The 21,129-nt window shown below is 58.0% G+C and carries 21 protein-coding genes and 1 pseudogene; 13 read left to right on the top strand and 9 right to left on the bottom strand.

Annotation, left to right across the window (positions count from 1 at the left end; genetic code table 11):
* Nucleotides 1–18: 18 nt before the first annotated feature.
* A complete protein-coding gene (gene mltA, locus ACYZT5_RS26660; RefSeq protein WP_462048097.1) occupies nt 19–1,191 on the bottom strand; it encodes a murein transglycosylase A in 1,173 nt (390 codons plus the stop codon).
* A gap of 128 nt (nt 1,192–1,319) precedes the next feature.
* Here mltA and ACYZT5_RS26665 point away from each other — a divergent pair, with 128 nt between their 5' ends.
* Entirely contained in the window at nt 1,320–1,769 is a 450-nt protein-coding gene (locus tag ACYZT5_RS26665; protein WP_462048098.1) for a c-type cytochrome, read from the top strand.
* A gap of 68 nt (nt 1,770–1,837) precedes the next feature.
* Here ACYZT5_RS26665 and ACYZT5_RS26670 read toward each other — a convergent pair whose 3' ends face one another.
* The 4 genes from ACYZT5_RS26670 to ACYZT5_RS26685 all read right to left on the bottom strand — a co-directional run bounded on the left by ACYZT5_RS26670 (nt 1,838) and on the right by ACYZT5_RS26685 (nt 6,375).
* Complete coding sequence (locus ACYZT5_RS26670; protein WP_462048099.1) at nt 1,838–2,233, bottom strand: DUF1090 domain-containing protein; 396 nt, start codon at nt 2,231–2,233, stop codon at nt 1,838–1,840.
* Between the two features lie 98 nt (nt 2,234–2,331).
* Nucleotides 2,332–4,011 carry an NAD-dependent DNA ligase LigB gene (gene ligB, locus ACYZT5_RS26675; protein WP_462048100.1) on the bottom strand — a complete coding sequence of 560 codons (1,680 nt, stop codon included), beginning with the start codon at nt 4,009–4,011 and terminating at the stop codon, nt 2,332–2,334.
* A gap of 159 nt (nt 4,012–4,170) precedes the next feature.
* Entirely contained in the window at nt 4,171–5,361 is a 1,191-nt protein-coding gene (gene metK, locus ACYZT5_RS26680; protein WP_462048101.1) for a methionine adenosyltransferase, read from the bottom strand.
* 18 nt (nt 5,362–5,379) lie between these two features.
* Entirely contained in the window at nt 5,380–6,375 is a 996-nt protein-coding gene (locus ACYZT5_RS26685; protein ID WP_462048102.1) for an ArsR/SmtB family transcription factor, read from the bottom strand.
* A 273-nt stretch (nt 6,376–6,648) separates the two neighbouring features.
* Between ACYZT5_RS26685 and tkt the strand changes: the two genes are divergently transcribed.
* The 6 genes from tkt to fba all read left to right on the top strand — a co-directional run bounded on the left by tkt (nt 6,649) and on the right by fba (nt 12,985).
* Nucleotides 6,649–8,646, top strand: coding sequence for a transketolase (tkt, locus tag ACYZT5_RS26690; RefSeq protein WP_462048103.1), 1,998 nt, complete (start codon nt 6,649–6,651; stop codon nt 8,644–8,646).
* Between the two features lie 140 nt (nt 8,647–8,786).
* Nucleotides 8,787–9,851 (top strand): erythrose-4-phosphate dehydrogenase, encoded by a 1,065-nt coding sequence (epd, locus tag ACYZT5_RS26695; RefSeq protein WP_462048104.1) that lies wholly within the window; start codon nt 8,787–8,789, stop codon nt 9,849–9,851.
* A 17-nt stretch (nt 9,852–9,868) separates the two neighbouring features.
* Nucleotides 9,869–11,032, top strand: a complete 1,164-nt coding sequence (locus ACYZT5_RS26700; RefSeq protein WP_462048105.1) for a phosphoglycerate kinase — start codon at nt 9,869–9,871, stop codon at nt 11,030–11,032.
* Between the two features lie 34 nt (nt 11,033–11,066).
* Entirely contained in the window at nt 11,067–11,288 is a 222-nt protein-coding gene (locus ACYZT5_RS26705; protein WP_462048106.1) for a hypothetical protein, read from the top strand.
* 56 nt (nt 11,289–11,344) lie between these two features.
* Nucleotides 11,345–11,677 carry an MliC family protein gene (locus tag ACYZT5_RS26710; protein WP_462048107.1) on the top strand — a complete coding sequence of 111 codons (333 nt, stop codon included), beginning with the start codon at nt 11,345–11,347 and terminating at the stop codon, nt 11,675–11,677.
* 243 nt (nt 11,678–11,920) lie between these two features.
* A complete protein-coding gene (gene fba / locus ACYZT5_RS26715; RefSeq protein WP_462048108.1) occupies nt 11,921–12,985 on the top strand; it encodes a class II fructose-bisphosphate aldolase in 1,065 nt (354 codons plus the stop codon).
* Between the two features lie 82 nt (nt 12,986–13,067).
* On the opposite strand, the gene ACYZT5_RS26720 is transcribed toward fba, so the two are convergent.
* A complete protein-coding gene (locus tag ACYZT5_RS26720; RefSeq protein WP_462048109.1) occupies nt 13,068–14,267 on the bottom strand; it encodes a type II toxin-antitoxin system HipA family toxin in 1,200 nt (399 codons plus the stop codon).
* Nucleotides 14,264–14,515: a helix-turn-helix domain-containing protein gene (locus tag ACYZT5_RS26725; protein WP_462048110.1), complete on the bottom strand. Its 252-nt coding sequence runs from the start codon at nt 14,513–14,515 to the stop codon at nt 14,264–14,266. Before ACYZT5_RS26725 ends, ACYZT5_RS26720 begins: the two co-directional genes overlap by 4 nt.
* Before the next feature lie 63 nt (nt 14,516–14,578).
* Here ACYZT5_RS26725 and ACYZT5_RS26730 point away from each other — a divergent pair.
* The 3 genes and pseudogenes from ACYZT5_RS26730 to ACYZT5_RS26740 all read left to right on the top strand — a co-directional run.
* Nucleotides 14,579–14,737 (top strand): annotated as a pseudogene (locus ACYZT5_RS26730) (fructose-1,6-bisphosphate aldolase); the annotation flags it as partial.
* Between the two features lie 190 nt (nt 14,738–14,927).
* Entirely contained in the window at nt 14,928–15,119 is a 192-nt protein-coding gene (locus ACYZT5_RS26735; RefSeq protein WP_462048111.1) for a helix-turn-helix transcriptional regulator, read from the top strand.
* A 367-nt stretch (nt 15,120–15,486) separates the two neighbouring features.
* Entirely contained in the window at nt 15,487–15,882 is a 396-nt protein-coding gene (locus ACYZT5_RS26740) for a hypothetical protein (RefSeq protein WP_462048112.1), read from the top strand.
* Between the two features lie 61 nt (nt 15,883–15,943).
* Here ACYZT5_RS26740 and ACYZT5_RS26745 read toward each other — a convergent pair whose 3' ends face one another.
* A complete protein-coding gene (locus ACYZT5_RS26745) occupies nt 15,944–16,303 on the bottom strand; it encodes a DUF6124 family protein (protein ID WP_462048113.1) in 360 nt (119 codons plus the stop codon).
* A 773-nt stretch (nt 16,304–17,076) separates the two neighbouring features.
* A complete protein-coding gene (locus tag ACYZT5_RS26750) occupies nt 17,077–17,745 on the bottom strand; it encodes a polysaccharide lyase family 7 protein (RefSeq protein WP_462048114.1) in 669 nt (222 codons plus the stop codon).
* 322 nt (nt 17,746–18,067) lie between these two features.
* Here ACYZT5_RS26750 and ACYZT5_RS26755 point away from each other — a divergent pair, with 322 nt between their 5' ends.
* The 3 genes from ACYZT5_RS26755 to ACYZT5_RS26765 are packed head-to-tail and all read left to right on the top strand — an operon-like array spanning nt 18,068 to nt 21,075.
* Entirely contained in the window at nt 18,068–20,191 is a 2,124-nt protein-coding gene (locus ACYZT5_RS26755) for a putative bifunctional diguanylate cyclase/phosphodiesterase (protein ID WP_462048115.1), read from the top strand.
* A gap of 45 nt (nt 20,192–20,236) precedes the next feature.
* The gene (locus ACYZT5_RS26760) at nt 20,237–20,725 is read left to right on the top strand and encodes a M48 metallopeptidase family protein (protein ID WP_462048116.1); all 489 of its coding nucleotides are present in this window, start codon (nt 20,237–20,239) and stop codon (nt 20,723–20,725) included.
* A 53-nt stretch (nt 20,726–20,778) separates the two neighbouring features.
* Complete coding sequence (locus tag ACYZT5_RS26765; RefSeq protein ID WP_462048117.1) at nt 20,779–21,075, top strand: winged helix-turn-helix domain-containing protein; 297 nt, start codon at nt 20,779–20,781, stop codon at nt 21,073–21,075.
* Nucleotides 21,076–21,129: the final 54 nt, after the last annotated feature.

The following is a 21,129-nucleotide window of genomic DNA, read 5'->3' on the forward strand; positions in this document are numbered from 1 at the left end:
GCTGCGGTCTTTTGCTTTTTAAAGCTTGTCGGTCACTTGCGGCACTTGAGGCAGGGCTGCGCCTTTAGGCCAGAGCATCCAGATTTGCCCCTGCTGTTTCATGTCGCCGGCCAATTGCCCGGCCGCATCGCCCGTGCCCCAGAACAGGTCCGCACGGACTTCGCCGGCAATGGCGCCGCCGGTGTCTTGAGCGGCTACCGGGCGTACCAGTGCGGTACCGTCCGGTTTAGTCGTCGATAACCACAACAGACTGCCCAGCGGAATCACTTTGCGATCCACCGCCGCGCTATAGCCTGCGGTCAGCGGTACGTTCAGCGAGCCGCGAGGCCCTTCGTTGCTGTCCGGGTTACGGGTGAAGAACACGTAGCTGGGGTTGCTGCCCAACAGTTCCGGAATGCGCGTCGGATTGGCCTTGGCCCAATTGCTGATGGCGCCCATGGTCACCTCTTCTTTTTTCAGCTCGCCCTGATCGACCAACCAGCGGCCGATGGGGCGATAGGGGTGACCGTTCTGGTCGGCATACGCAATGCGCAATTGGCGGCCGTCGTCGAGTCGAATGCGGCCCGAGCCCTGAATTTGCAGAAATTGCAGATTCATTGGGTCGGTCAGCCAGGCAACAACCGGTGCCTTGACCCCTTTGGTTTCAATCGTTGCCGCATCGTCGTAAGGCTTGAGCACCCGACCTTCGAGTCGTCCACGCAGGCGTTTGCCTTTGAGTTCCGGGTAAATGCTGTCCAGGGAGACGATGATCATGTCCTCGGGTACCCCGTACACCGGGATGTTCGCCGCTTCGGTCTGGGTCAGGCTGCCGGGGTAGACCGGCTCGTAATAACCGGTGATCAAGCCGTTGGGATTGTCGTTGGCGGCGCGCAGGCCGTAGACGTCGAGGTTCTGCTTGAGGAAGCCACGAATATCGTTGGCGGTTTGCGGCACGTTGGCGGCAGCCGCACACGTCGAGCCCCAGACTGGGTCGGCTTTGAGTCGGGTGCAGGCGCTGCGCCACGAGCCGAAGCCTGCGACCAGGTCGTTGTCGGACACCGTCGGAAGCGCTTCCCACTTGGCGCTGGAGTAGGTGGCCAGGGCGTGGGTTTTTGGTTTGTTGTTGTCGCCACCGGTGCAGCCCGCAAGCACGGCCACCATCGGAAGGGTCCAAGCGAGGTTGTGACGCCATGCCTTGAAACGGCTGTTCATGGAGTAATTCCTTTGCCGGTTGCCTGAGTGCTCCATGCGCTCAAACAACCCGTATTGATAATAGGGCTATTGGTCTTTGCCGATGACGCGAGGATACTGGCCGCCGTTTCCCGTGACCTGAAGCCACCATGACTCTCAAAAGACTTTCTGTTGTATTGCTGGCCTGCCTGACGCTGTCCGCCTGCGGTGGTGTCGACCCCAACTCGCCGCTGGGTCAGCGCAAGGCAATCTTCAAGCAAATGCTCAAGACCGGCGAAGACCTGGGTGGCATGTTGCGTGGTCGCATTCCCTTTGACGGTCCGAAATTCGCCGATGGCGCCGTGAAACTCGACGCGTTGTCCCATGAACCCTGGAAACATTTTCCGCCGGTGCGCGAAGAAGATCACACCAGCGCCAAGGACAATGTTTGGCAGCAGCAGGCGCGCTTCCAGGAAATGGTCCGCACCCTTGAAGCCGCCACCGGTGAATTGGTGATTGCCAGCAAGGTTCAGCCTTACAAGGCCAGTAACCTGGGCCCGGCAGTGCAGAAAGTCGAAGATGCCTGTAGTGCGTGCCATAAAGAGTTTCGGGATCATTGATTCCTGAACTGATCGATCGTTCCCACGCAGAGCGTGGGAACGATCAGCTCCGTCGCTCAGCCGGGGACTTACTTATCCAACTGATCGAGTGCGTCCTGCAATTCCTTGCGGGACTCGGCGAGTTTGTCTTTGCGCTTGTTGATCTTCTCGGCGTCGCCTTTCTTCATTGCCTTGTCGAGATCAGCCTGGCGCGTGCTGACTTCGTGTTTGGCGTCGAGCACTTTGTTCTCCCGTTCTTTCTTCAGCGAAGCGTCGGTGCAATGAGCGGTAACTTCGCTCAGGGCAGTTTCAAGGCCAGCCTGCTGATCAGCATTACCGTGGGATTTGGCCAGTTCAATCTGGTTGATGATGCCCTGCTTCTTCGCGGCGCAGCCGGTCAGCCCCGGAGCTTCTTCGGCGGCCATCAGTGGAGTGGCCATCACGCTGCAAAGGGTCAACAGGGCGAGCGGTGAAAGAAGTTTCATAAAAGCTCCATGTGAAAAGGCAATCGGGTCGATGTGGCGATGGGGTGTTTGAGCCCAGCGGCACCATTGGGTTCCGGGTTGGTGGACATCACCCGTCGTTAAAAACCGTCAATCCCGGCAACACGTAATGTTTCACTCAAGGCCAGGACCTGCGGGTCGCGGAAAAATGCGCTCAATTGCGCTGCGCGTCCCGGGCCGATGCCAGGTTCTGCCTGCCATTGTTCGGTGCTTCGTTGTGCCAGTTCCTGCCATGAGTTGGCGAGGCGTGCCTGGCCGGTCGGTGGCAAACCCAAGGCCTTGAGCCAGCGAGCGAATGGACGTTGCCGGGCACTGTTGAGGCTGTTCAAAAGACGAGCACTGCTGCGTTCGCCGAAGCCGTCAATGTTAGCAAGCTCTTGAGCATCGAGGGTTAACCAATCCAGCAGGCCGCTCAGGCGGCCTGTTTCGAAAAGTTTCTCCCAAGTGCCAGGGCCAATATGGGGCAAAGCCAGTCCCTGCTTGCCGCTGAGCCAGGTCAGTCGGGCGAGGAATTGGCTTTCGCACCCCGGTGTCGGCTGCCAGCAACTCAAATGATGAAAGTCCTCTGCCAGCGGTACGCTCAATTCAGCGCGTTCGGTACTGCGCAGCATGACACCGTCGAACCTTGGAATGGTCAGGCCTGCCAGGCTGATGGCGACCTGGTCCCCAGGCCGGATATCCAGTGTTTCCCAGCGTTGCAGTGAGCTCACACTGACCCGCCTGATCTGCCGGTCATCAAGCATTATCGGTGTCAGTTCCAGGACTGGCGTGATCCGTCCGGTCCGTCCAATTTTGAAGTGGACCTTGCGCACCTCGGCCAACGCCTGAGCAAAAGGGTATTTCCAGGCGACGCTCCAATAGGGCGGTTTGGCCTGCCAGCGCTCGGCGGGTGGACGCTGACCCTGGCGCAGGACAATGCCATCACTGGTGAAGGGCAGGGGCGAGCGATACCAGTGATCTCGCCAGCGTTCAGCGTCGGCGAATACCTTGATCGAATGACTGTAAGGTGCGGAGCTCGGGAAACCCAACTCATCCAGGGCTGCGACGCGGGCGGGCAAACTGGCCGGGCCTTGGGGCCAGTCCCAGACAAACAGGCCGATCCCGGCGGCTTGCTCAGTGCTCAATTTCTTACGGGCCATCAAACCGGCCACTGTAGCGCGTGCATTGAGGCTGCCGGCCTGAGCCTGTACGTGGTCGGTCAGGCGCCAATAGAGTTCACCTTGCAGCAGCAGGTCCTGCGGTTGTGGCAATTGTTGGGGGATGGCGGCGATCTGGCGCGCCGAAGCCGTCCAGTCCTGGCCATTTTTCCCGTCACCGCGACTGATTGCCTGAATCAGCAGGCCTTTGCGGTAGATCAGCGTCACCGCCACGCCGTCGATTTTTGGCTGAATCCAGACATCGCTCCGACCGTTTAGCCAGGCTTCGACGGCGCGACCATCGTGGAGTTTTTCCAGGCCGGTGTGGGCGATGGGGTGAGGAGTCGTGCCGCCCGCGGTGCGTAACGGTTCCGCAGATTGGCCCAGGCCAAAACAGGTGCGCCATTCGGTCAGTCGCACACGGGACTGATCGTAGAGTTCGTCGGCGACCAATGAGCGGCCGTCCCGGTGATAGCTGTCGTCCCAGAGGTCGATTTGTGTTTGCAGTGACGTGACTTCGTCCTGGGCGCGTGAGGGTGGCCAGTCGGGGCACTCGGCCGCGTGGGTGGTCAGGCAGAAAGCTATCAGTAGAAAACCGAAAAACACGCGCAGGTTGAGCAGCATCGTGAGCGTCCTTGCTCAAGTGGAATGCTTGAAGACTAGGACGAATTTTCCGGATGAGAAGGCCGGCTGTTTATCAGCGTGTGTCGGCACTCGGACAACGGGCAATAAAAAGCCCCGCACGGCAAACCGTGCGGGGCTTTTGGTACCGCCGGGGAAGTCTTACAGGCCGGCAGCAGCGCGCAAGGAATCGGCGCGGTCGGTCTTTTCCCAGGTGAAAGTGGTGAACGTGTCTTCGCCCACAGTCTTGGTGGCCGGGGTGCGACCGAAGTGGCCGTACGCAGCGGTTTCCTGGTACATCGGGTGCAGCAGGTCGAGCATGGTGGTGATTGCGTATGGACGCAGGTCGAACACTTCGCGGACCAGTTTGACGATTTTGTCGTCGCTGATTTTACCGGTGCCGAAGGTGTTCAACGAGATCGAAGTCGGCTGAGCAACACCGATCGCGTAGGAAACCTGGATCTCGCAACGCTCGGCCAGGCCGGCTGCCACGATATTTTTGGCCACGTAACGACCGGCGTAGGCAGCCGAACGGTCAACCTTCGATGGATCTTTACCGGAGAACGCGCCGCCGCCGTGACGGGCCATGCCGCCGTAGCTGTCAACGATGATCTTGCGACCGGTCAGGCCGCAGTCGCCCACCGGGCCGCCGATGATGAACTGGCCGGTCGGGTTGATGTGGAACTGGGTGTCTTTGCTCAGCAGTTCGGCAGGCAGCACGTGCTTGACGATCAGCTCCATCACGCCTTCGCGCAGGTCTTTGTAGGACACGTCAGGGTTGTGCTGAGTCGACAGTACAACGGCATCGATACCGACAACCTTGCCGCCTTCGTAACGGCAAGTCACTTGCGACTTGGCGTCCGGGCGCAGCCAAGGCAGCAGGCCGGATTTACGGGCTTGGGCCTGACGCTGAACCAACTGGTGCGAGAAGGTGATCGGTGCTGGCATCAGCACGTCGGTTTCGTTGCTGGCATAGCCGAACATCAGGCCCTGGTCGCCGGCGCCTTGATCTTCAGGCTTGGCACGGTCGACACCTTGGTTGATGTCTGGAGATTGCTTGCCGATGATGTTCATCACGCCGCAAGTGGCGCCGTCAAAGCCGACATCGGAGCTGTTGTAGCCGATGTCCAGAATGACGTTACGCACGATCTCTTCCAGATCGACCCAGGCCGACGTGGTGACTTCACCTGCGATGATTGCCACGCCGGTTTTAACCAGCGTCTCGACCGCTACACGGGCGAATTTGTCTTCAGCAATGATGGCGTCCAGCACTGCATCGGAAATCTGGTCGGCGATTTTGTCCGGATGCCCTTCAGACACGGACTCGGAGGTGAAGAGGGAGTATTCGCTCATCTCGATTTTTTCCTGAATTTACCGATGGTGAGTGTCGCCAGTCGGTCGCTGAAAGTGGCGAACCTGAATCTGGAAACCATTGCGTAAGCCTACATAAAGGCTTTCCCCGGGAGCGAGTCCCGCAGCGGTGGCCCAACGGGCCAAATCGTCCTGTTCAAACCCCAGCCAGAGATCACCGCAGGCCTCCCTGGCCCAACTCTGGTTGTGGCTACATAACTCTGTCACGAGCAGGCTACCGCCTGGTTGCAGCAAATCGGCCATGTGCTTGAGCGCTTCGGCCGGCGCGGCGAAATGGTGCAGCACCATGTTCAGTACAACGCAGTCAGCCTTGAGGTTTACACCGTTCAATGCATCGGCCAATTGCAGGCTGACGTTAGCCAGCCGTTCACGTTCGCAAACCTGGCGCGCCAGTTCGAGCATCGCCGGGCTATTGTCCAGCGCCGTGACCTGGGTGAAGCGGCGCGCCAGTTCCGGCAGAAACTCACCGTCTCCGGGGCCGACTTCGATGGCCGTGGCGTCTTCGCTGAAACTCAACTTGTCGAGCAATGCCACCACGCTTTCACGGTATTGCGGCAGACCGGCGATCAAGTCTTGCTGGGCGCGAAACTTCTCCGCGACCCGTGAGAAAAAGTCCTGGCTGGCCGCCGCTCGTTGCCCATGGACCTGACCGATCCGCGACTGCACCTCGGCAGGCAGGGTCAGGTTGTCCACTTCGTCGAGCAGGGCCGCGTGCAGCTTGCCACCCAGCAGGTCGGTGTGGGGCAGGGCGCGACGGTAGAAAATCGCGTTGCCTTCACGGCGAGTCGCCACCAGGTCGGCCTGGGCCAATACCTTGAGGTGGTGACTCATGCCGGACTGACCGATGCCGAAGATCTGCGCCAGCTCCAGCACGCCAAACGAATCGTTGGCCAGCGCGCGCAATACATTCAGGCGCAGAGGATCGCCGCCGGCCTTGCACAGGGCCGCCAGCTCATCGCAATCGTCATGTCGAATGGAAGGCGCACGTAAATTCATAAGGCCAGCAGTCTAGTGACGGTCAGAAATCACTGCAAGAGCAATATCAAAAAGTTTTGATATTGCTCGATAGATGGCACTTCTCGGGGAAAGGGTCACTCTACACATCGTCAGCGGAAAGGTTTCACCAGGCGAATGCGACTTTATCCACCGGAAAAACGCCTTCAGATGACTATCTGTCATTGCCGCGAGGCATGCCTGTGAGGGAAAATGCTCGCCTTTTTTCCGTTTCGTTTTATTCACTCTCGATTCAATATCCGCAGGAGAACAGCGATGCCCAGCCGTCGTGAGCGTGCCAACGCCATTCGTGCCCTCAGCATGGATGCCGTGCAAAAAGCCAACAGCGGCCATCCCGGTGCCCCTATGGGTATGGCGGATATCGCCGAAGTACTTTGGCGTGACTACCTGAAGCACAACCCGAGCAATCCATCGTTCGCTGACCGTGACCGCTTCGTGCTGTCCAACGGTCACGGCTCGATGTTGATCTACTCGCTGCTGCACCTGACCGGCTACGATCTGTCGATCGATGACCTGAAGAACTTCCGCCAGCTGCACAGCCGCACCCCGGGTCACCCGGAATTCGGCTACACCCCAGGCGTTGAAACCACCACCGGTCCACTGGGTCAAGGCCTGGCCAACGCCGTTGGTTTCGCCATTGCTGAAAAAGTCCTGGCGGCACAGTTCAACCGTCCGGGCCACAACGTCGTCGACCACCACACCTACGTGTTCCTGGGTGATGGCTGCATGATGGAAGGCATTTCCCACGAAGTCAGCTCCCTGGCCGGTACTTTGGGCCTGGGCAAACTGATCGCCTTCTACGATGACAACGGCATCTCCATCGACGGCGAAGTCGAAGGCTGGTTCACCGACGACACGCCTAAGCGTTTCGAAGCCTACAACTGGCAGGTCATCCGCAACGTCGACGGTCACGACCCTGAAGAGATCAAGATCGCGATCGATACCGCTCGCAAAAGCGATCAGCCAACCCTGATCTGCTGCAAGACCACCATCGGTTTCGGTTCGCCGAACAAGCAAGGCAAAGAAGACTGTCACGGCGCCCCACTGGGTGACGCGGAAATCGCCCTGACCCGCGCTGCGCTGAAATGGAATCACGGTCCGTTCGAAATCCCGGCCAACATCTACGCCGAGTGGGACGCCAAGGAAGCCGGCCGCGCGGCCGAAGCCGAGTGGGATCAGCGTTTCGCTGCCTACTCTGCCGCTTTCCCTGAGTTGGCCAACGAGCTGATTCGTCGTCTGAGCGGCGACCTGCCGGAAGACTTCGCTGAAAAAGCCTCTGCTTATATTGCTGAAGTCGCCGCCAAGGGCGAAACCATCGCCAGCCGTAAAGCCAGCCAGAATGCACTGAATGCCTACGGCCCGCTGTTGCCTGAACTGCTGGGCGGCTCCGCTGACCTGGCCGGTTCCAACCTGACCCTGTGGAAAGGTTGCAAAGGTGTTTCGGCTGAAGACGCCAGCGGCAACTACATGTACTACGGTGTTCGTGAGTTCGGCATGAGCGCGATCATGAACGGCGTGACGCTGCACGGCGGTCTGGTGCCTTACGGCGCGACCTTCCTGATGTTCATGGAATACGCCCGCAACGCAGTGCGCATGGCCTCGCTGATGAAGAAGCGTGTCGTGTTTGTCTACACCCACGACTCCATCGGTTTGGGCGAGGACGGTCCGACTCACCAGCCGATCGAGCAACTGACCAGCTTGCGCAGCACGCCGAACCTCGACACCTGGCGCCCAGCCGATGCCGTTGAATCGGCTGTGTGCTGGAAACTGGCGCTGGAACGCAAGGACGGCCCTTCGGCGCTGATCTTCTCGCGTCAGAACCTGCAGCACCAAACCCGCAATGCGTTTCAGATCGCCGACATCGCCCGCGGCGGTTACGTGTTGAAGGATTGCGAAGGCGAGCCTGAGTTGATCCTGATCTCCACCGGTTCTGAAGTGGGTCTGGCGGTTCAGGCCTACGACAAGCTGACCGAGCAAGGTCGCAAGGTGCGTGTTGTTTCGATGCCTTGCACCAGCGTGTTCGATGCTCAGGACGCCGGCTACAAGCAAGCGGTTCTTCCGTTGCAGGTCAGCGCCCGTATCGCCATCGAAGCCGCGCATGCGGACTATTGGTACAAGTACGTGGGCCTGGAAGGCCGCGTCATCGGCATGACCACCTACGGCGAGTCGGCGCCTGCGCCAGCCTTGTTCGAAGAGTTCGGCTTCACCCTGGAAAACATCCTGGGTCAGGCTGAAGAGCTGCTGGAAGACTAAATCCGACAGTTGCGTTGTCAGCGCTGACGTCTTCGCGGGCAAGCCTCGCTCCTACAGGTCAATGTGATCCGTAGGAGCGAGGCTTGCCCGCGAAGGCGGCAGACCTGGCGACTACATTCCCAAGCTTCGTCGAGAACCCCATGCCTCAACCGCGTCCTTACAAAGTTGCACTCAACGGCTACGGCCGGATTGGTCGTTGCGTCTTGCGTGCGTTGTTCGAGCGAGGGGCGGCGGCCGGGTTTGAAATTGTTGCGATCAACGATCTGGCTGACATGGCCAGCATCGAATACCTGACACGCTTCGACTCCACTCACGGGCGCTTTCCCGGTGAAGTGAAGGTCGACGGCGATTGTCTGCATATTAATGGCGACTGCGTGAAGGTCCTGCGCAGTGCCACCCCCGAAGGCATCGATTGGGCGTCGTTGGGCGTCGATTTGGTGCTGGAGTGCTCCGGCGCTTACCACACTCGCGAAGACGGCCAGCGCTTCCTCGACGCCGGCGCACCGCGCGTGCTGTTTTCCCAGCCGATGGCCAGCGAGGCGGATGTCGACGCCACCATCGTCTACGGCGTGAACCAGGATTGCCTGACGGGTGATGAGTTGCTGGTGTCCAACGCGTCCTGCACCACCAACTGCGGCGTGCCGCTGTTGCGCCTGCTGGATCAGGCCATTGGTCTGGAATACGTGTCGATCACCACCATTCACTCTGCGATGAACGATCAGCCGGTGATCGACGCCTATCATCACGAAGATTTGCGCCGCACCCGTTCGGCGTTTCAGTCGGTGATTCCGGTGTCCACTGGTCTGGCGCGTGGCATCGAACGGCTGTTACCGGAACTTGCCGGAAGAATTCAGGCCAAAGCCGTGCGGGTGCCGACGGTTAACGTGTCTTGCCTCGACATTACGATGCAGACTGTGAGCGACACCGACGCCACCGAGGTCAACCGGATTTTGCGCGAGGCCGCCACCACTGGCCCGCTCAAAGGCCTTCTGGCCTACACCGAGTTGCCTCACGCCAGTTGTGATTTCAATCATGACCCACATTCGGCCATCGTCGATGCCAGTCAGACCCGAGTTTCCGGCCCACGGCTGGTGAACATCCTGGCCTGGTTCGACAACGAATGGGGTTTTGCCAACCGAATGCTGGACGTTGCAGAGCACTATCTGCAAACAGCTTCTCCACTCTCTGCTTATCAAAAGCCGTAAACCAGGAAATGCGACCCATGACCGTGTTGAAGATGACCGACCTCGATCTGCAAGGTAAGCGCGTACTGATCCGCGAAGACCTCAACGTCCCAGTCAAGGACGGTGTTGTCACCAGCGATGCGCGAATCCTGGCCTCGCTGCCGACCATCAAGCTGGCCCTGGAAAAAGGCGCGGCCGTGATGGTCTGCTCGCACCTTGGCCGTCCGACCGAAGGCGAGTTCTCGGCCGAGAACAGCCTCAAGCCAGTCGCTGACTACCTGAGCGAGGCTCTGGGGCGTGAAGTGCCGCTGGTGGCCGATTACCTGGACGGCGTTGACGTGAAGGCCGGCGACATCGTGCTGTTCGAAAACGTGCGCTTCAACAAGGGCGAGAAAAAGAACGCTGACGAACTGGCCCAGCAATACGCCGCCCTGTGCGACGTGTTCGTGATGGACGCCTTCGGCACCGCTCACCGCGCTGAGGGTTCGACCCATGGCGTGGCCAAGTTCGCCAAAGTCGCGGCGGCTGGTCCGTTGCTGGCCGCCGAACTGGACGCACTGGGCAAAGCCCTCGGCGCCCCGGCTCAACCCATGGCGGCCATCGTTGCCGGCTCCAAGGTCTCGACCAAACTCGACGTACTCAACAGCCTGAGCCAGATCTGCAACCAGCTGATCGTCGGCGGCGGCATTGCCAACACCTTCCTGGCCGCTGCCGGTCACCCGGTCGGCAAGTCCCTGTACGAGCCGGATCTGCTGGACACCGCGCGCGCCATCGCCGCCAAGGTCAGCGTGCCGCTGCCGGTCGACGTCGTCGTTGCCAAGGAATTCGCTGAAAGCGCCACCGCTACCGTCAAGCTGATCGCTGATGTGGCCGCAGACGACATGATTCTGGACATCGGCCCACAGACCGCGGCGAATTTCGCCGAGCTGCTGAAGTCGTCCAAGACCATCCTGTGGAACGGCCCGGTAGGCGTGTTCGAATTCGACCAGTTCGGTAACGGCACCAAAGTCCTGGCCCAGGCCATCGCAGAAAGCTCGGCGTTCTCCATCGCTGGCGGCGGCGACACCCTGGCAGCGATCGATAAATATGGCGTTGCCGATCAGATCTCCTACATTTCTACCGGCGGCGGCGCGTTCCTCGAATTCGTCGAAGGCAAGGTGCTGCCGGCCGTTGAAGTCCTGGAAAGCCGGGCCAAGGCCTGAGGCCGCCCATTTGACCAGGCAAAGGAGTGTTCAGATGGTCAAAACGTTAGCGCTGTTGATGGTCGCGGGTTCGCTGGTGGCTTGCGGGAGTAACCCGAAAGCCCCGAAGGTTCCGGAGACGCCTGAGCAGGACAAAGGCTGCTACCAGGCCGACTGGCAAGCCGAAACCAACCCGGTGATCAACAAGCGTTCCGGGCCTGATGGCCTGGACAAATACGAGACGCAGACCCCGGCCAAGGAACATGGTTGCCCTTGACGGGTCTGACACTTTACTCAGGGCTGACGGCGTGCGTCGTCAGTCGAGGAACATGGATGAAAGGTTTTATCGCCGTTACGGCGCTGGCGCTGCTGGCAGGTTGCGCTAATTTGAACCTGTTCAAGCCGGCCGAATCGACGGACAGCTGGACGACCTGGACCTGCGACAGTCAGGCTAAAGTGCTCTGGCGCTACACCGACGAAAGCCGCAAGGAAGTCGACGTTCGCCTGGGCGGTGCCGATCAGGTCTACCGCTTGAAGCATGAGCCGGGCGCCGAAGGTTCGCTGTACAGCAACGACATGCTGGCGTTTCACATAAAAGGTGAGGAAGGCCTGGTGTACTGGGTCGCCACCAATGATTTGATCGGCCGCGGTTGTAAAGCCGAGTAAGACGATTGATTTGATTCACAGAGATCCAAATGTGGGAGCGAGCCTGCTCGCGATGAGGCCATCACATCCAACAATGATGTGACCGTTGCACCGCTATCGCGAGCAGGCTCGCTCCCACAGGGTTTTTGCGTAATACCGAATGAGCGGACTGGATTAACCCCCGATCTGCAATAACTTGAATAGCCGCCGCCGCTACGGCAGGCTGGCACGATTAACGACCCTCAACCGGGAGATACACACACAATGGCACTTATCAGCATGCGCCAGATGTTGGACCACGCAGCCGAGTTCGGCTACGGCGTTCCAGCCTTCAACGTCAACAACCTTGAGCAGATGCGCGCCATCATGGAAGCCGCTGACAAGACTGACTCCCCGGTGATCGTCCAGGCTTCGGCCGGTGCTCGCAAATACGCCGGCGCACCGTTCCTGCGTCACCTGATCCTGGCGGCAATCGAAGAATTCCCGCACATCCCGGTGTGCATGCACCAGGACCACGGCACCAGCCCTGACGTCTGCCAGCGCTCCATTCAACTGGGCTTCAGCTCGGTGATGATGGACGGTTCCCTGGGCGAAGACGGCAAGACCCCGACCGACTACGACTACAACATCCGTGTGACCCAACAAACCGTGGCCATGGCTCACGCCTGCGGTGTATCGGTAGAAGGCGAGTTGGGCTGCCTGGGTTCGCTGGAAACCGGCATGGCCGGTGAAGAAGACGGCATCGGCGCCGAAGGCGTTCTGGATCACAGCCAAATGCTGACCGACCCGGAAGAAGCCGCTGACTTCGTCAAACGCACCCAGGTCGACGCCCTGGCCATCGCCATCGGCACCAGCCACGGCGCGTACAAGTTCACCAAGCCGCCTACCGGCGACGTGCTGGCCATCGACCGCATCAAAGAGATCCACAAACGCATCCCGAACACCCACCTGGTAATGCACGGTTCGTCTTCGGTTCCGCAAGACTGGCTGGCGATCATCAACCAGTACGGCGGCGACATCAAAGAAACCTACGGCGTACCGGTTGAAGAAATCGTCGAAGGCATCAAGCACGGCGTGCGCAAGGTCAACATCGACACCGACCTGCGCCTGGCCTCCACCGGTGCGATGCGTCGTTTGATGGCGACCAATCCGAGCGAGTTTGATCCGCGTAAGTTCTTTGGCGCTACTGTGACTGCGATGCGTGATGTGTGTATTGCACGTTATGAAGCGTTTGGTACTGCGGGTAATGCTTCGAAGATCAAACCGATCTCGTTGGAAGCGATGTTCCAGCGTTATTTGAAGGGTGAGTTGAACGCTAAGGTCAATTGAGACTGGGTGTTGAGCTGATTTGAGAGAAACCCGCCGATGAGGCGGGTTTTTTTATGGGCGGAGAGACTGACGCGTAACGATGCTATCCAAAAGTCAGAGAAAACGGCGCTGCCGCATGCTCAATGGCAGCCACCACATGAGGCGCCTGTTCGCGATACTGGGGATAGCGACCGAGCACTGCTTCAACCGAGACAAGCAGTTGCTGAATGCGCTCCTTGGGTCGCTCGACTTCACAGGTATTCGCAAACTCTAGTAGTCCCTGTCGCGAGGCGAACATCGACTTGTTGCCCGCCAGATCCAACGCCAGAACATCTTCCGGAATATAGGCCGTGGTGTTGACGATGTCGTACGCCGGCGCCAGACGCGCATCGCGTTGCGTTGGTTCGGAATAGAGCAGTCCGAAGTTTTTCAAATGAGCATCGCCATTCCCGACAATACAACTCAGGGCAACGATATCGAAAAGTTGATCAAGGGAGGAGCGTAAGTGCTTTGCAGAGCAGAACAGACGAATTGCCTTGGCGATTGCCGCATAACTTTTGCTGTACTTCTGGTGAGCCGACAGACCCATCAGCACTGCCATGTCTTCAAAACCAATCGGGTTCAGCTGGTCATCGCGGTCAAAGCGACGCATGACAAACAGCTTGGCATTATCGGAAAGGTAAAACGGCGGAACGGGAATGCCTGCCTCCTTCGCAATGGACATGCAAAGGAACTCGTTGATCGCCAGACCGGGAAATTCGTCTCGGCCACTTTTGATAATCAGGTCCGAGGTTTTCGAGGTCACGCGTGGCAACGCGATTTCTTGCTGTTCCGGAACCAACAATTTGGGCTGCACACCTGAGATGCCCGCCCGCAGGATGTAGCGATCCATTAGGCCGGCGAAGATATCTTCCGTGCCGTCCCAAGTCAGAATATCTTCAAGTTTTTCTCCCGGAAATTGTTGCTCTTCCAGCAAGGCATCAACCGTTTCAGAGCGCACTTGAACCCTGCCAATGGGCGAAGTGCTGCCGGATAGCGCCAATAACAGCATTGGGTCGACATTTACAGTCTTGGCCAAGCGATTGCGCAGTTGCTCCAGCACGTAGCCTTCCGGCAGGTTCATCTGGAAAACGGGATGGAGTTCGCGCCGACGAGATTCCTCATGTCGCACCGGCATCGACAAGCTGATAGCCATTTCTGGCGTTGCATCTTCGTGATAACGGAACGTGAAGTATTCGCCATCGCTGAAAATCCTGCCGCTGCGCCCTTCAGGCGTACTGACTTTGAGGGAGGTCATTTTCATTCGAATAGGTCCCCAAGTTCTTCAAGGGTCGGCATGACGGCTGGAACGACAGTGAGTTCGCAATCTAGAGCCGCCAGGACGCGCGCGTAGGCGATCATCCCGACAGAAAGGGTGCCTTTCTCGACGTCGATGACTTTTTGCCGCGTCATTCCCGCGAGGTGAGCTAGCTGGGCTTGCGTCAGGCCGCGATTTACACGTTTTTCGCGTAACTGGTTGCCAAGCCGGCTAATCAAAAAAATATAATCCATGTTCGATTACCGTAACATTTTCAGAAAATGTAGCGTATGCGTAACATTTTATCTACCGCTTAGGTTCCGCAAGAGTGGGTGGCGATCATCAACCAGTATGGGGGCGACATCAAAGAAACCTACGATGTACCGATTGAAGAAATCGTCGAAAGCATCAAGCACGGCGTACGCAGGGGCAACATCGACACCGACCTGCGCCTGGTATCGACCGGCGCCATGCGCCACCTGTGAAGAGTGAGTTGAACGCCAGGGTCAATTGAGACTGGGTGTTGAGCTGATTTGAAGACGCCGAGAGGCGGGTTTTTTTGTTCATCGATTTTATTTCGTGCTCAGATTTACCTTGGATGAAATGTCACCTATAACGGACAAAGTAGTGATTGGTTTAGCTGAAGTCCGATATAGGTGACATTTCATGACCTTACACAAGCCGCCGTTATTTGGTGAGCGAATCCGTCAGTACAGGCGTGCGAAGGGTTATACCCAAGCTGTGTTGGCGCAAAGAGCTGCATGCAATCGTAAAACTATCATTGATCTTGAGGCGGGCGAGAATTGTAGCGATTTACACCGTGTTCAGGGTGTTAACAGCGCTGGGGATGGCGCTTGATATCGTGGACAATCGGATAGATTTTAGATCCTTGGCCGAACTGGTTGAACACAACGATTAAGTGAGACTGGGGGTTTTTGATGCGTCGATTAATTTGAGAACCTCCTATGAAATCAAGACATCGGGAAGCACATAATTTAATTAGGACGGGTCGGTTGTTCGCGTTGAAAGGGGGCGGCTAAATAAATCCGCCTCTTTGATTTAGTCCGATTTTATTTGGTTGCTATCGCAAAAAGTTATTAAAAACTGTCATTTCTTACAGGTTACACCTCAGAATAAAATAACCATCCTTGAAATGTATGAAGAAGGTCCCTGAAAGAGGAGGGCGTACTTCCTACTTACTTCAATCGTAGAAAAGGACAAGATCATGGGTGGCATAATAGATGCAATCGCAGAACTCAACTTTGGAGATGGTTTCGGTATAACCACGTTATATTCGCCGGTTAATTATAAGTACAAATCACAACAGGGATACACACTTTCCTTTCATTATGCCGTTGAGAAATCCGGAAGCACTAAAATTCATGTGAGCTATAATAACGGACAACCATCAGAATTTGTCGACGGGGGGTTTACTTTCTACCCCCCAACAAAAACAATGTTCTGGTTCTCGACAAGTACCGATAGCTTTGAGCTAACGGCACCATTCGTAAATGGACGACGAGATTTTATTTGTTTGTCTGGTACGAGAACTTCACTGCATGTTCCGACGGATGTTGAAAGTGTAGTTTTCTCTTCCCCTCAAAAGATGGGCCTCAGATAACCGGAGAAATGGCTGAGCGTAATCAGGGGGCGATTCAATAAATCCCCCCCCTTCGCACTTATTACTTTAGCTCTACATGATCCAGCGCCTGATTCACCGCCAATTCCCCAAGCATCACCAACTGAGCAATCCCCAATGCGGTTCTGCGGTGAGCGGGATCGAGCACGGCGGTGAAGTTGTTGAGCATTTCGCTGGCGGAGCCGAGGGTTTCGCTGGCGTTGGCCAGCAGGGATTCGGTGTTGTAGGCGGGGTTGGCGAGGTAGATGGTTTCGGATTCGTTGACCGTGGCCATGATGCGGGCGCCGGGGCAGAGGTAGTGATCGAGGGCGCGGTCGGCGGCTTCGTTGAGTTTTTTTGAATCGAAGGATTCGTAGGGGGAGGCCGGGTCTGTGGCCGGTGGATGAGGTGTCGATATAGTCATTTGCTAGAAACCTGATTGGAGTGCCCGCTCTTTGGCTACTAATCAAAGTGGAGGCAACTGTACGCAGGTTAGTAGACCGGGGTTTCTAGCAAGCCGGCGCACCCGAGGGTGCCCTACGCACAGCTACCATCAAGCGCAGGAATCGAGATTCCTGACTGACAGATGCTTGTGCACCACGCTTGAAACCACGGGCTACTAAACCCGATCACTGCGAATCAGTGACCCGAATCAAGTTACCGATGGCCCTCCACGCGCACAAGCCGGCGGATTTTGGCGTAGTGGTAGGTAATGGCGCAAGCGGTTGTAGGCTGGATGACGTAACGCTGAGTGTCTTTAAACGGCTGGCTAAACAGCGACGGAACTGGGTTGGTAATAAAGACCTGTGGCGAGGGGACTTGTCCCCGTTGGACTGCGCAGCAGGCCCCAGCTTTCCTGAGAAAGAGCGGGGCCGCTGCGCGACCCAACGGGGACAAGTCCCCTCGCCACAGTCGGAGTGGTCCTACGCGTTTTGCGGACGCCAGGATTTTGTAGCAGCTGTCGAGCTTGCGAGGCTGCGTTCGGTTCGGGCCGCGTTCGGACGGAGCAGTCGTAATTCAGACAACGCATTTATTCAGGTAGTCCGGGTTCATCGGGCTTGCGAGGACTTCGTCCTCGGACGCAGCCTCGCGGAGCTCGGCAGCTGCAGGGGGTGTGGTGTTCTTTGGAGGGTTGGGACGCGGAGCGTCCCTTGAGGCATTCCCACGCGGAGCGTGGGAACGATCAGCGTGAGAGGGCTACTTATCGTGATCAATATCCAGCTTGCTGAACGTCACTTTCCCGCCTTCGCTGGTGTACCCGGTGTGGTCCTGCACATACACCCCTGCCTTGAAGTACAGCGGCTTGACGCTCCAGGTCTTGCTGATGTCGGTGTCCCACTGGTAGCCCGCCGCACTAATGCCCAACGCTCCGCCCGGGCTCAGGTGGATGAGGTAGGAAAACTCCTGATCCATCTTCACCCCGGTAGCAATGGTGATCACCCGTCCGTCACCGTCATCCGGGTGCATGCGCACCTTGGCGACAATGTTGCCGGTAGAGGTGCTGGTCTTGTATTGATACTCGAGCTTCACCAAAGGTTTCTGGCTTTCATAGGCGTGGATCTGGCCGATGACGATCTTGCCCGAGCTCGGTACCTGGTTCACCGCCAAGGTGGCGCGCAGGGTATTGTCGGCGTCCGGGTAGAGCCAGTTTTTCAGTGTGCCATTGCTGTAGGTTTCGCGAAGTTCAGTGCGGGGATACTTTGCGTTTTCAGTTTTGGAACCGGTGACCGGGGACCAGAAAAACAAGGTGCCGGTGTCGGAGTGGAAGTATTGGTCCTTGAAGCCATCCACCAGTTTTGACGTGTCAACGGTGTACGGCGGATTGCCGACGGGAACGCTGAGGTTCCAGGTTGCGAGATCGATCATAGACAAAAGCTTCCACGGTTTTTTACTGCACGCACGTACCAGAAGCTCTGGCGCGCGCCTTGGGGGCGGTCTTTATAATCGCAGAAGTTCAATTTGTTAATGCGTGAATGACAAACGGGTGACGTCAAAATCCTGTTAAAAGGCCATCTTTCCCGGTTTCAGGGGCCTGTAGCGCCGACCGTTAGTCGGCAAATGGACGCTTTGGTTAAATGATGGCGTACTGATAGCTTCTGCTTTTGCGGAACCCGGTCTAGAGTGAAGGCTTAGTATTTGTCCGGTTTTCACGAGAAACCGGCCTGACGTCCCGCATAAGAGAAGCAGCATGGAATGCGCGCAACCCACGCCAGCTGAAGGCAACTCGATCCTTTTAATCGTTGATGATTACCCTGAAAACCTGATCAGCATGCGCGCGTTGTTGCAGCGCCAGGACTGGCAGGTCATGACCGCCGCCTCGGGCTTAGAGGCACTCAGTCTATTACTCGAACACGATGTCGACCTGGTGCTGTTGGATGTGCAGATGCCGGGCATGGACGGTTTTGAAGTGGCGCGCCTGATGCGCGGCAGTCAGCGAACCTGTCTTACACCCATTATTTTTCTTACCGCCAACGAACAGTCCCAGGACGCCGTGATCAAGGGCTATGCCAGCGGCGCGGTGGATTACCTGTTCAAACCGTTCGACCCACAAATTCTCAAGCCCAAAGTCCAGGCGCTGCTCGAGCATCAGCGCAATCGCCGTGCCTTGCAGCGCCTGAGCCACGATCTGGAGGTCGCGCGCGCGTTTAATGCCTCGGTGCTGGACAACGCCGCCGAAGGCATCCTGGTGGTCGGTGAGGACGGTCTGATCCGCTTTGCCAATCCGGCGATGTCGCGGCTGCTCAATGCCACGGTGCAAGACCTGCAAGGCAGAGAGTTTCTGGATTTCCTGCAAAAGCCGCACATCCCGGTCTGGGCCGATTCAGAGCTGTTTACCGGTTACAAACGCGGCGAAACCCTGCGCCTGCATGACGCACTGCTGCGTACCGCGCCCGGCCAACAGGTGCCCGTGGCGCTTTCTTGCGCGCCGTTGCCCAGCGAACAGCATGCGATGGTGGTGACGGTGCTGGACATGTCGGTGGTGCGTCATCTGCATCAGCAACTGGAGTTCCAGGCGGTCACTGACCCATTGACCGGGCTGCTCAATCGCCGCGGTTTTTATCAGACGGCGGAAAACCTGCTGCTGCGTGGCGATCGCTCCGACAGCGCTTGGGTGCTGCTGTATCTGGACCTCGACGGCTTCAAGCGGGTCAATGATTCCCTCGGTCACGATGCCGGCGACCGGGTGCTGCGTTGGGTGTCCGAGCAGTTGAAGGCCTGTCTGCGGCCCTTCGACATTCTGGCGCGCATGGGCGGTGATGAGTTCACTGCATTGCTGGACCTGGAATTCCCCGAGCAAGCGGCAAAGATTGCCGAGAAGCTCATTGAGCGGGTGTCGATCTGTCAGCAGATTGATGGTCTGGATATCGCGTTGGGCGCCAGCATCGGCATTGCGACGTACCCGGATTGCGGTGCCAATCTCGACGGCTTGCTGCGCGCATCCGACATCGCCATGTACGAAGCCAAGCGCGCCGGCCGTCAGCAATATCGTTTCTACGATCACGACATGAACGGCCGCGCACGCTCGCGGCTGATGCTCGAAGAAAGTGTGTACGCGGCGATCGAGAACCGTGATTTCAGTTTGGTGTATCAGCCTCAGGTGGCCATTGTCAGTGGGCAGATTCGCGGGTTCGAAGCGCTGCTTCGCTGGCAACACCCGAGCGTCGGCGATGTACCGCCGGGGCTATTTTTACCCTTGCTGGAGGAGGCGCGGTTGATCAGTCGCCTGGGCAGCTGGATTTATCAGCGCGGGGCGGGCCAGCGAAAAGCCTGGGAAACGTTGTTTGCCGAGGACCTGGTGCTGGGCGTCAGTTTAAGCAGTACGCAGTTCGGCATGCCCAATCTGGTCACCGAGTTGCGCCAGGTACTGGAGCGCCATGGTTTGCAGGCGCGCCATCTGGAAGTCGAGGTCACTGAAGAGGGTTTGATGCAAAACCCTGAGGAAACTCGCAAACAACTGCGCTTGCTGCGTAACCTGGGCGTGCGAGTGGCCTTGGATGACTTCGGTTCCGGGCCGTGTTCGCTGGCTCATCTGCGTGATCTGGAGTTGGATACGCTCAAGCTCGACCGGCATTTGATTGCCCGGCTACCGGAGTCCTCACGCGATGCGGCGCTGGTGCGCAATGTGATCGACCTGTGCAAGCAGTACGGGATACTGGTGATTGCCGAAGGGGTGGAAACCGTTGCGCAATATCAGTGGCTGCAAGCCAATGGTTGCGAGTACGTGCAAGGGTTTTTGGTCGCGCGGCCGATGATGGCCGAGGACGTCGGCGACTTTGTGCAGCCGTTCGACTGGAACACGCTGACCGGCTGAATTCGCTACACTGACGACCTTTTCGTGACTTGTGTTGCCGCCCCAATGACCGCGTTGAAATACCTCCAGGCCTATCCCGCAGCACTGCAGGACCAGGTGCGCCAGCTGATCGCCGAAGGTCGGCTGGGCGACTACCTGAGCCAGCGTTACCCGGAAAAACACCGAGTACAGAGCGACAAGGCGTTGTACACCTATACGCTGGACCTCAAGCAGGAATACCTGCGCAACGCCCCGGCCATCGACAAGGTGTTGTTCGATAACCGCCTGGACCTGACCCACCGCGCCCTCGGCCTGCACACCGCGATATCCCGGGTGCAGGGCGGCAAGCTCAAGGCCAAGAAAGAAATTCGTGTCGCTTCGTTGTTCAAGGATGCGCCTGCCGAGTTTCTGAAAATGATCGTGGTGCATGAACTGGCGCACTTCAAGGAATCGGATCACAACAAGGCGTTTTACAAGTTGTGCGAACACATGTTGCCGGGGTATCACCAGGTGGAGTTCGATGTGCGGGTGTACCTGACGTGGCGGGATTTGTAGGAGCTGCCGAAGGCTGCGATCTTTTGATCTTCTAAATAATGCGGAGCGCATGGATGGACGTGAGCAAGACCAAGAGCAGTTTCTATCGCCGGTTGTACGTGGCGTACCTGATCGATAGCGGGCTGGCCAGCAGCGTCCCCGCGCTGACCGAAGTGACCGGCATGCCCCGGCGCACGGCCCAGGACACCCTCGCGGCGTTGGCGGATCTGGATATTGTTTGCGAGTTCGAACAGGAAGAAGGCGCACGCAATCATGCCGGGCGCTATCGGATTCGCGAGTGGGGGGCGATTGATCGGGGGTGGATCGAGCGTAATTTGCGGCAGATTAAAGCGGTGCTTGAGTATCCCTGAATGACCGACCCCGATCGTTCCCACGCTCTGCGTGGGAATGCAGCCCGGGACGCT

The organism is Pseudomonas sp. LB3P14 (genome assembly GCF_054898045.1).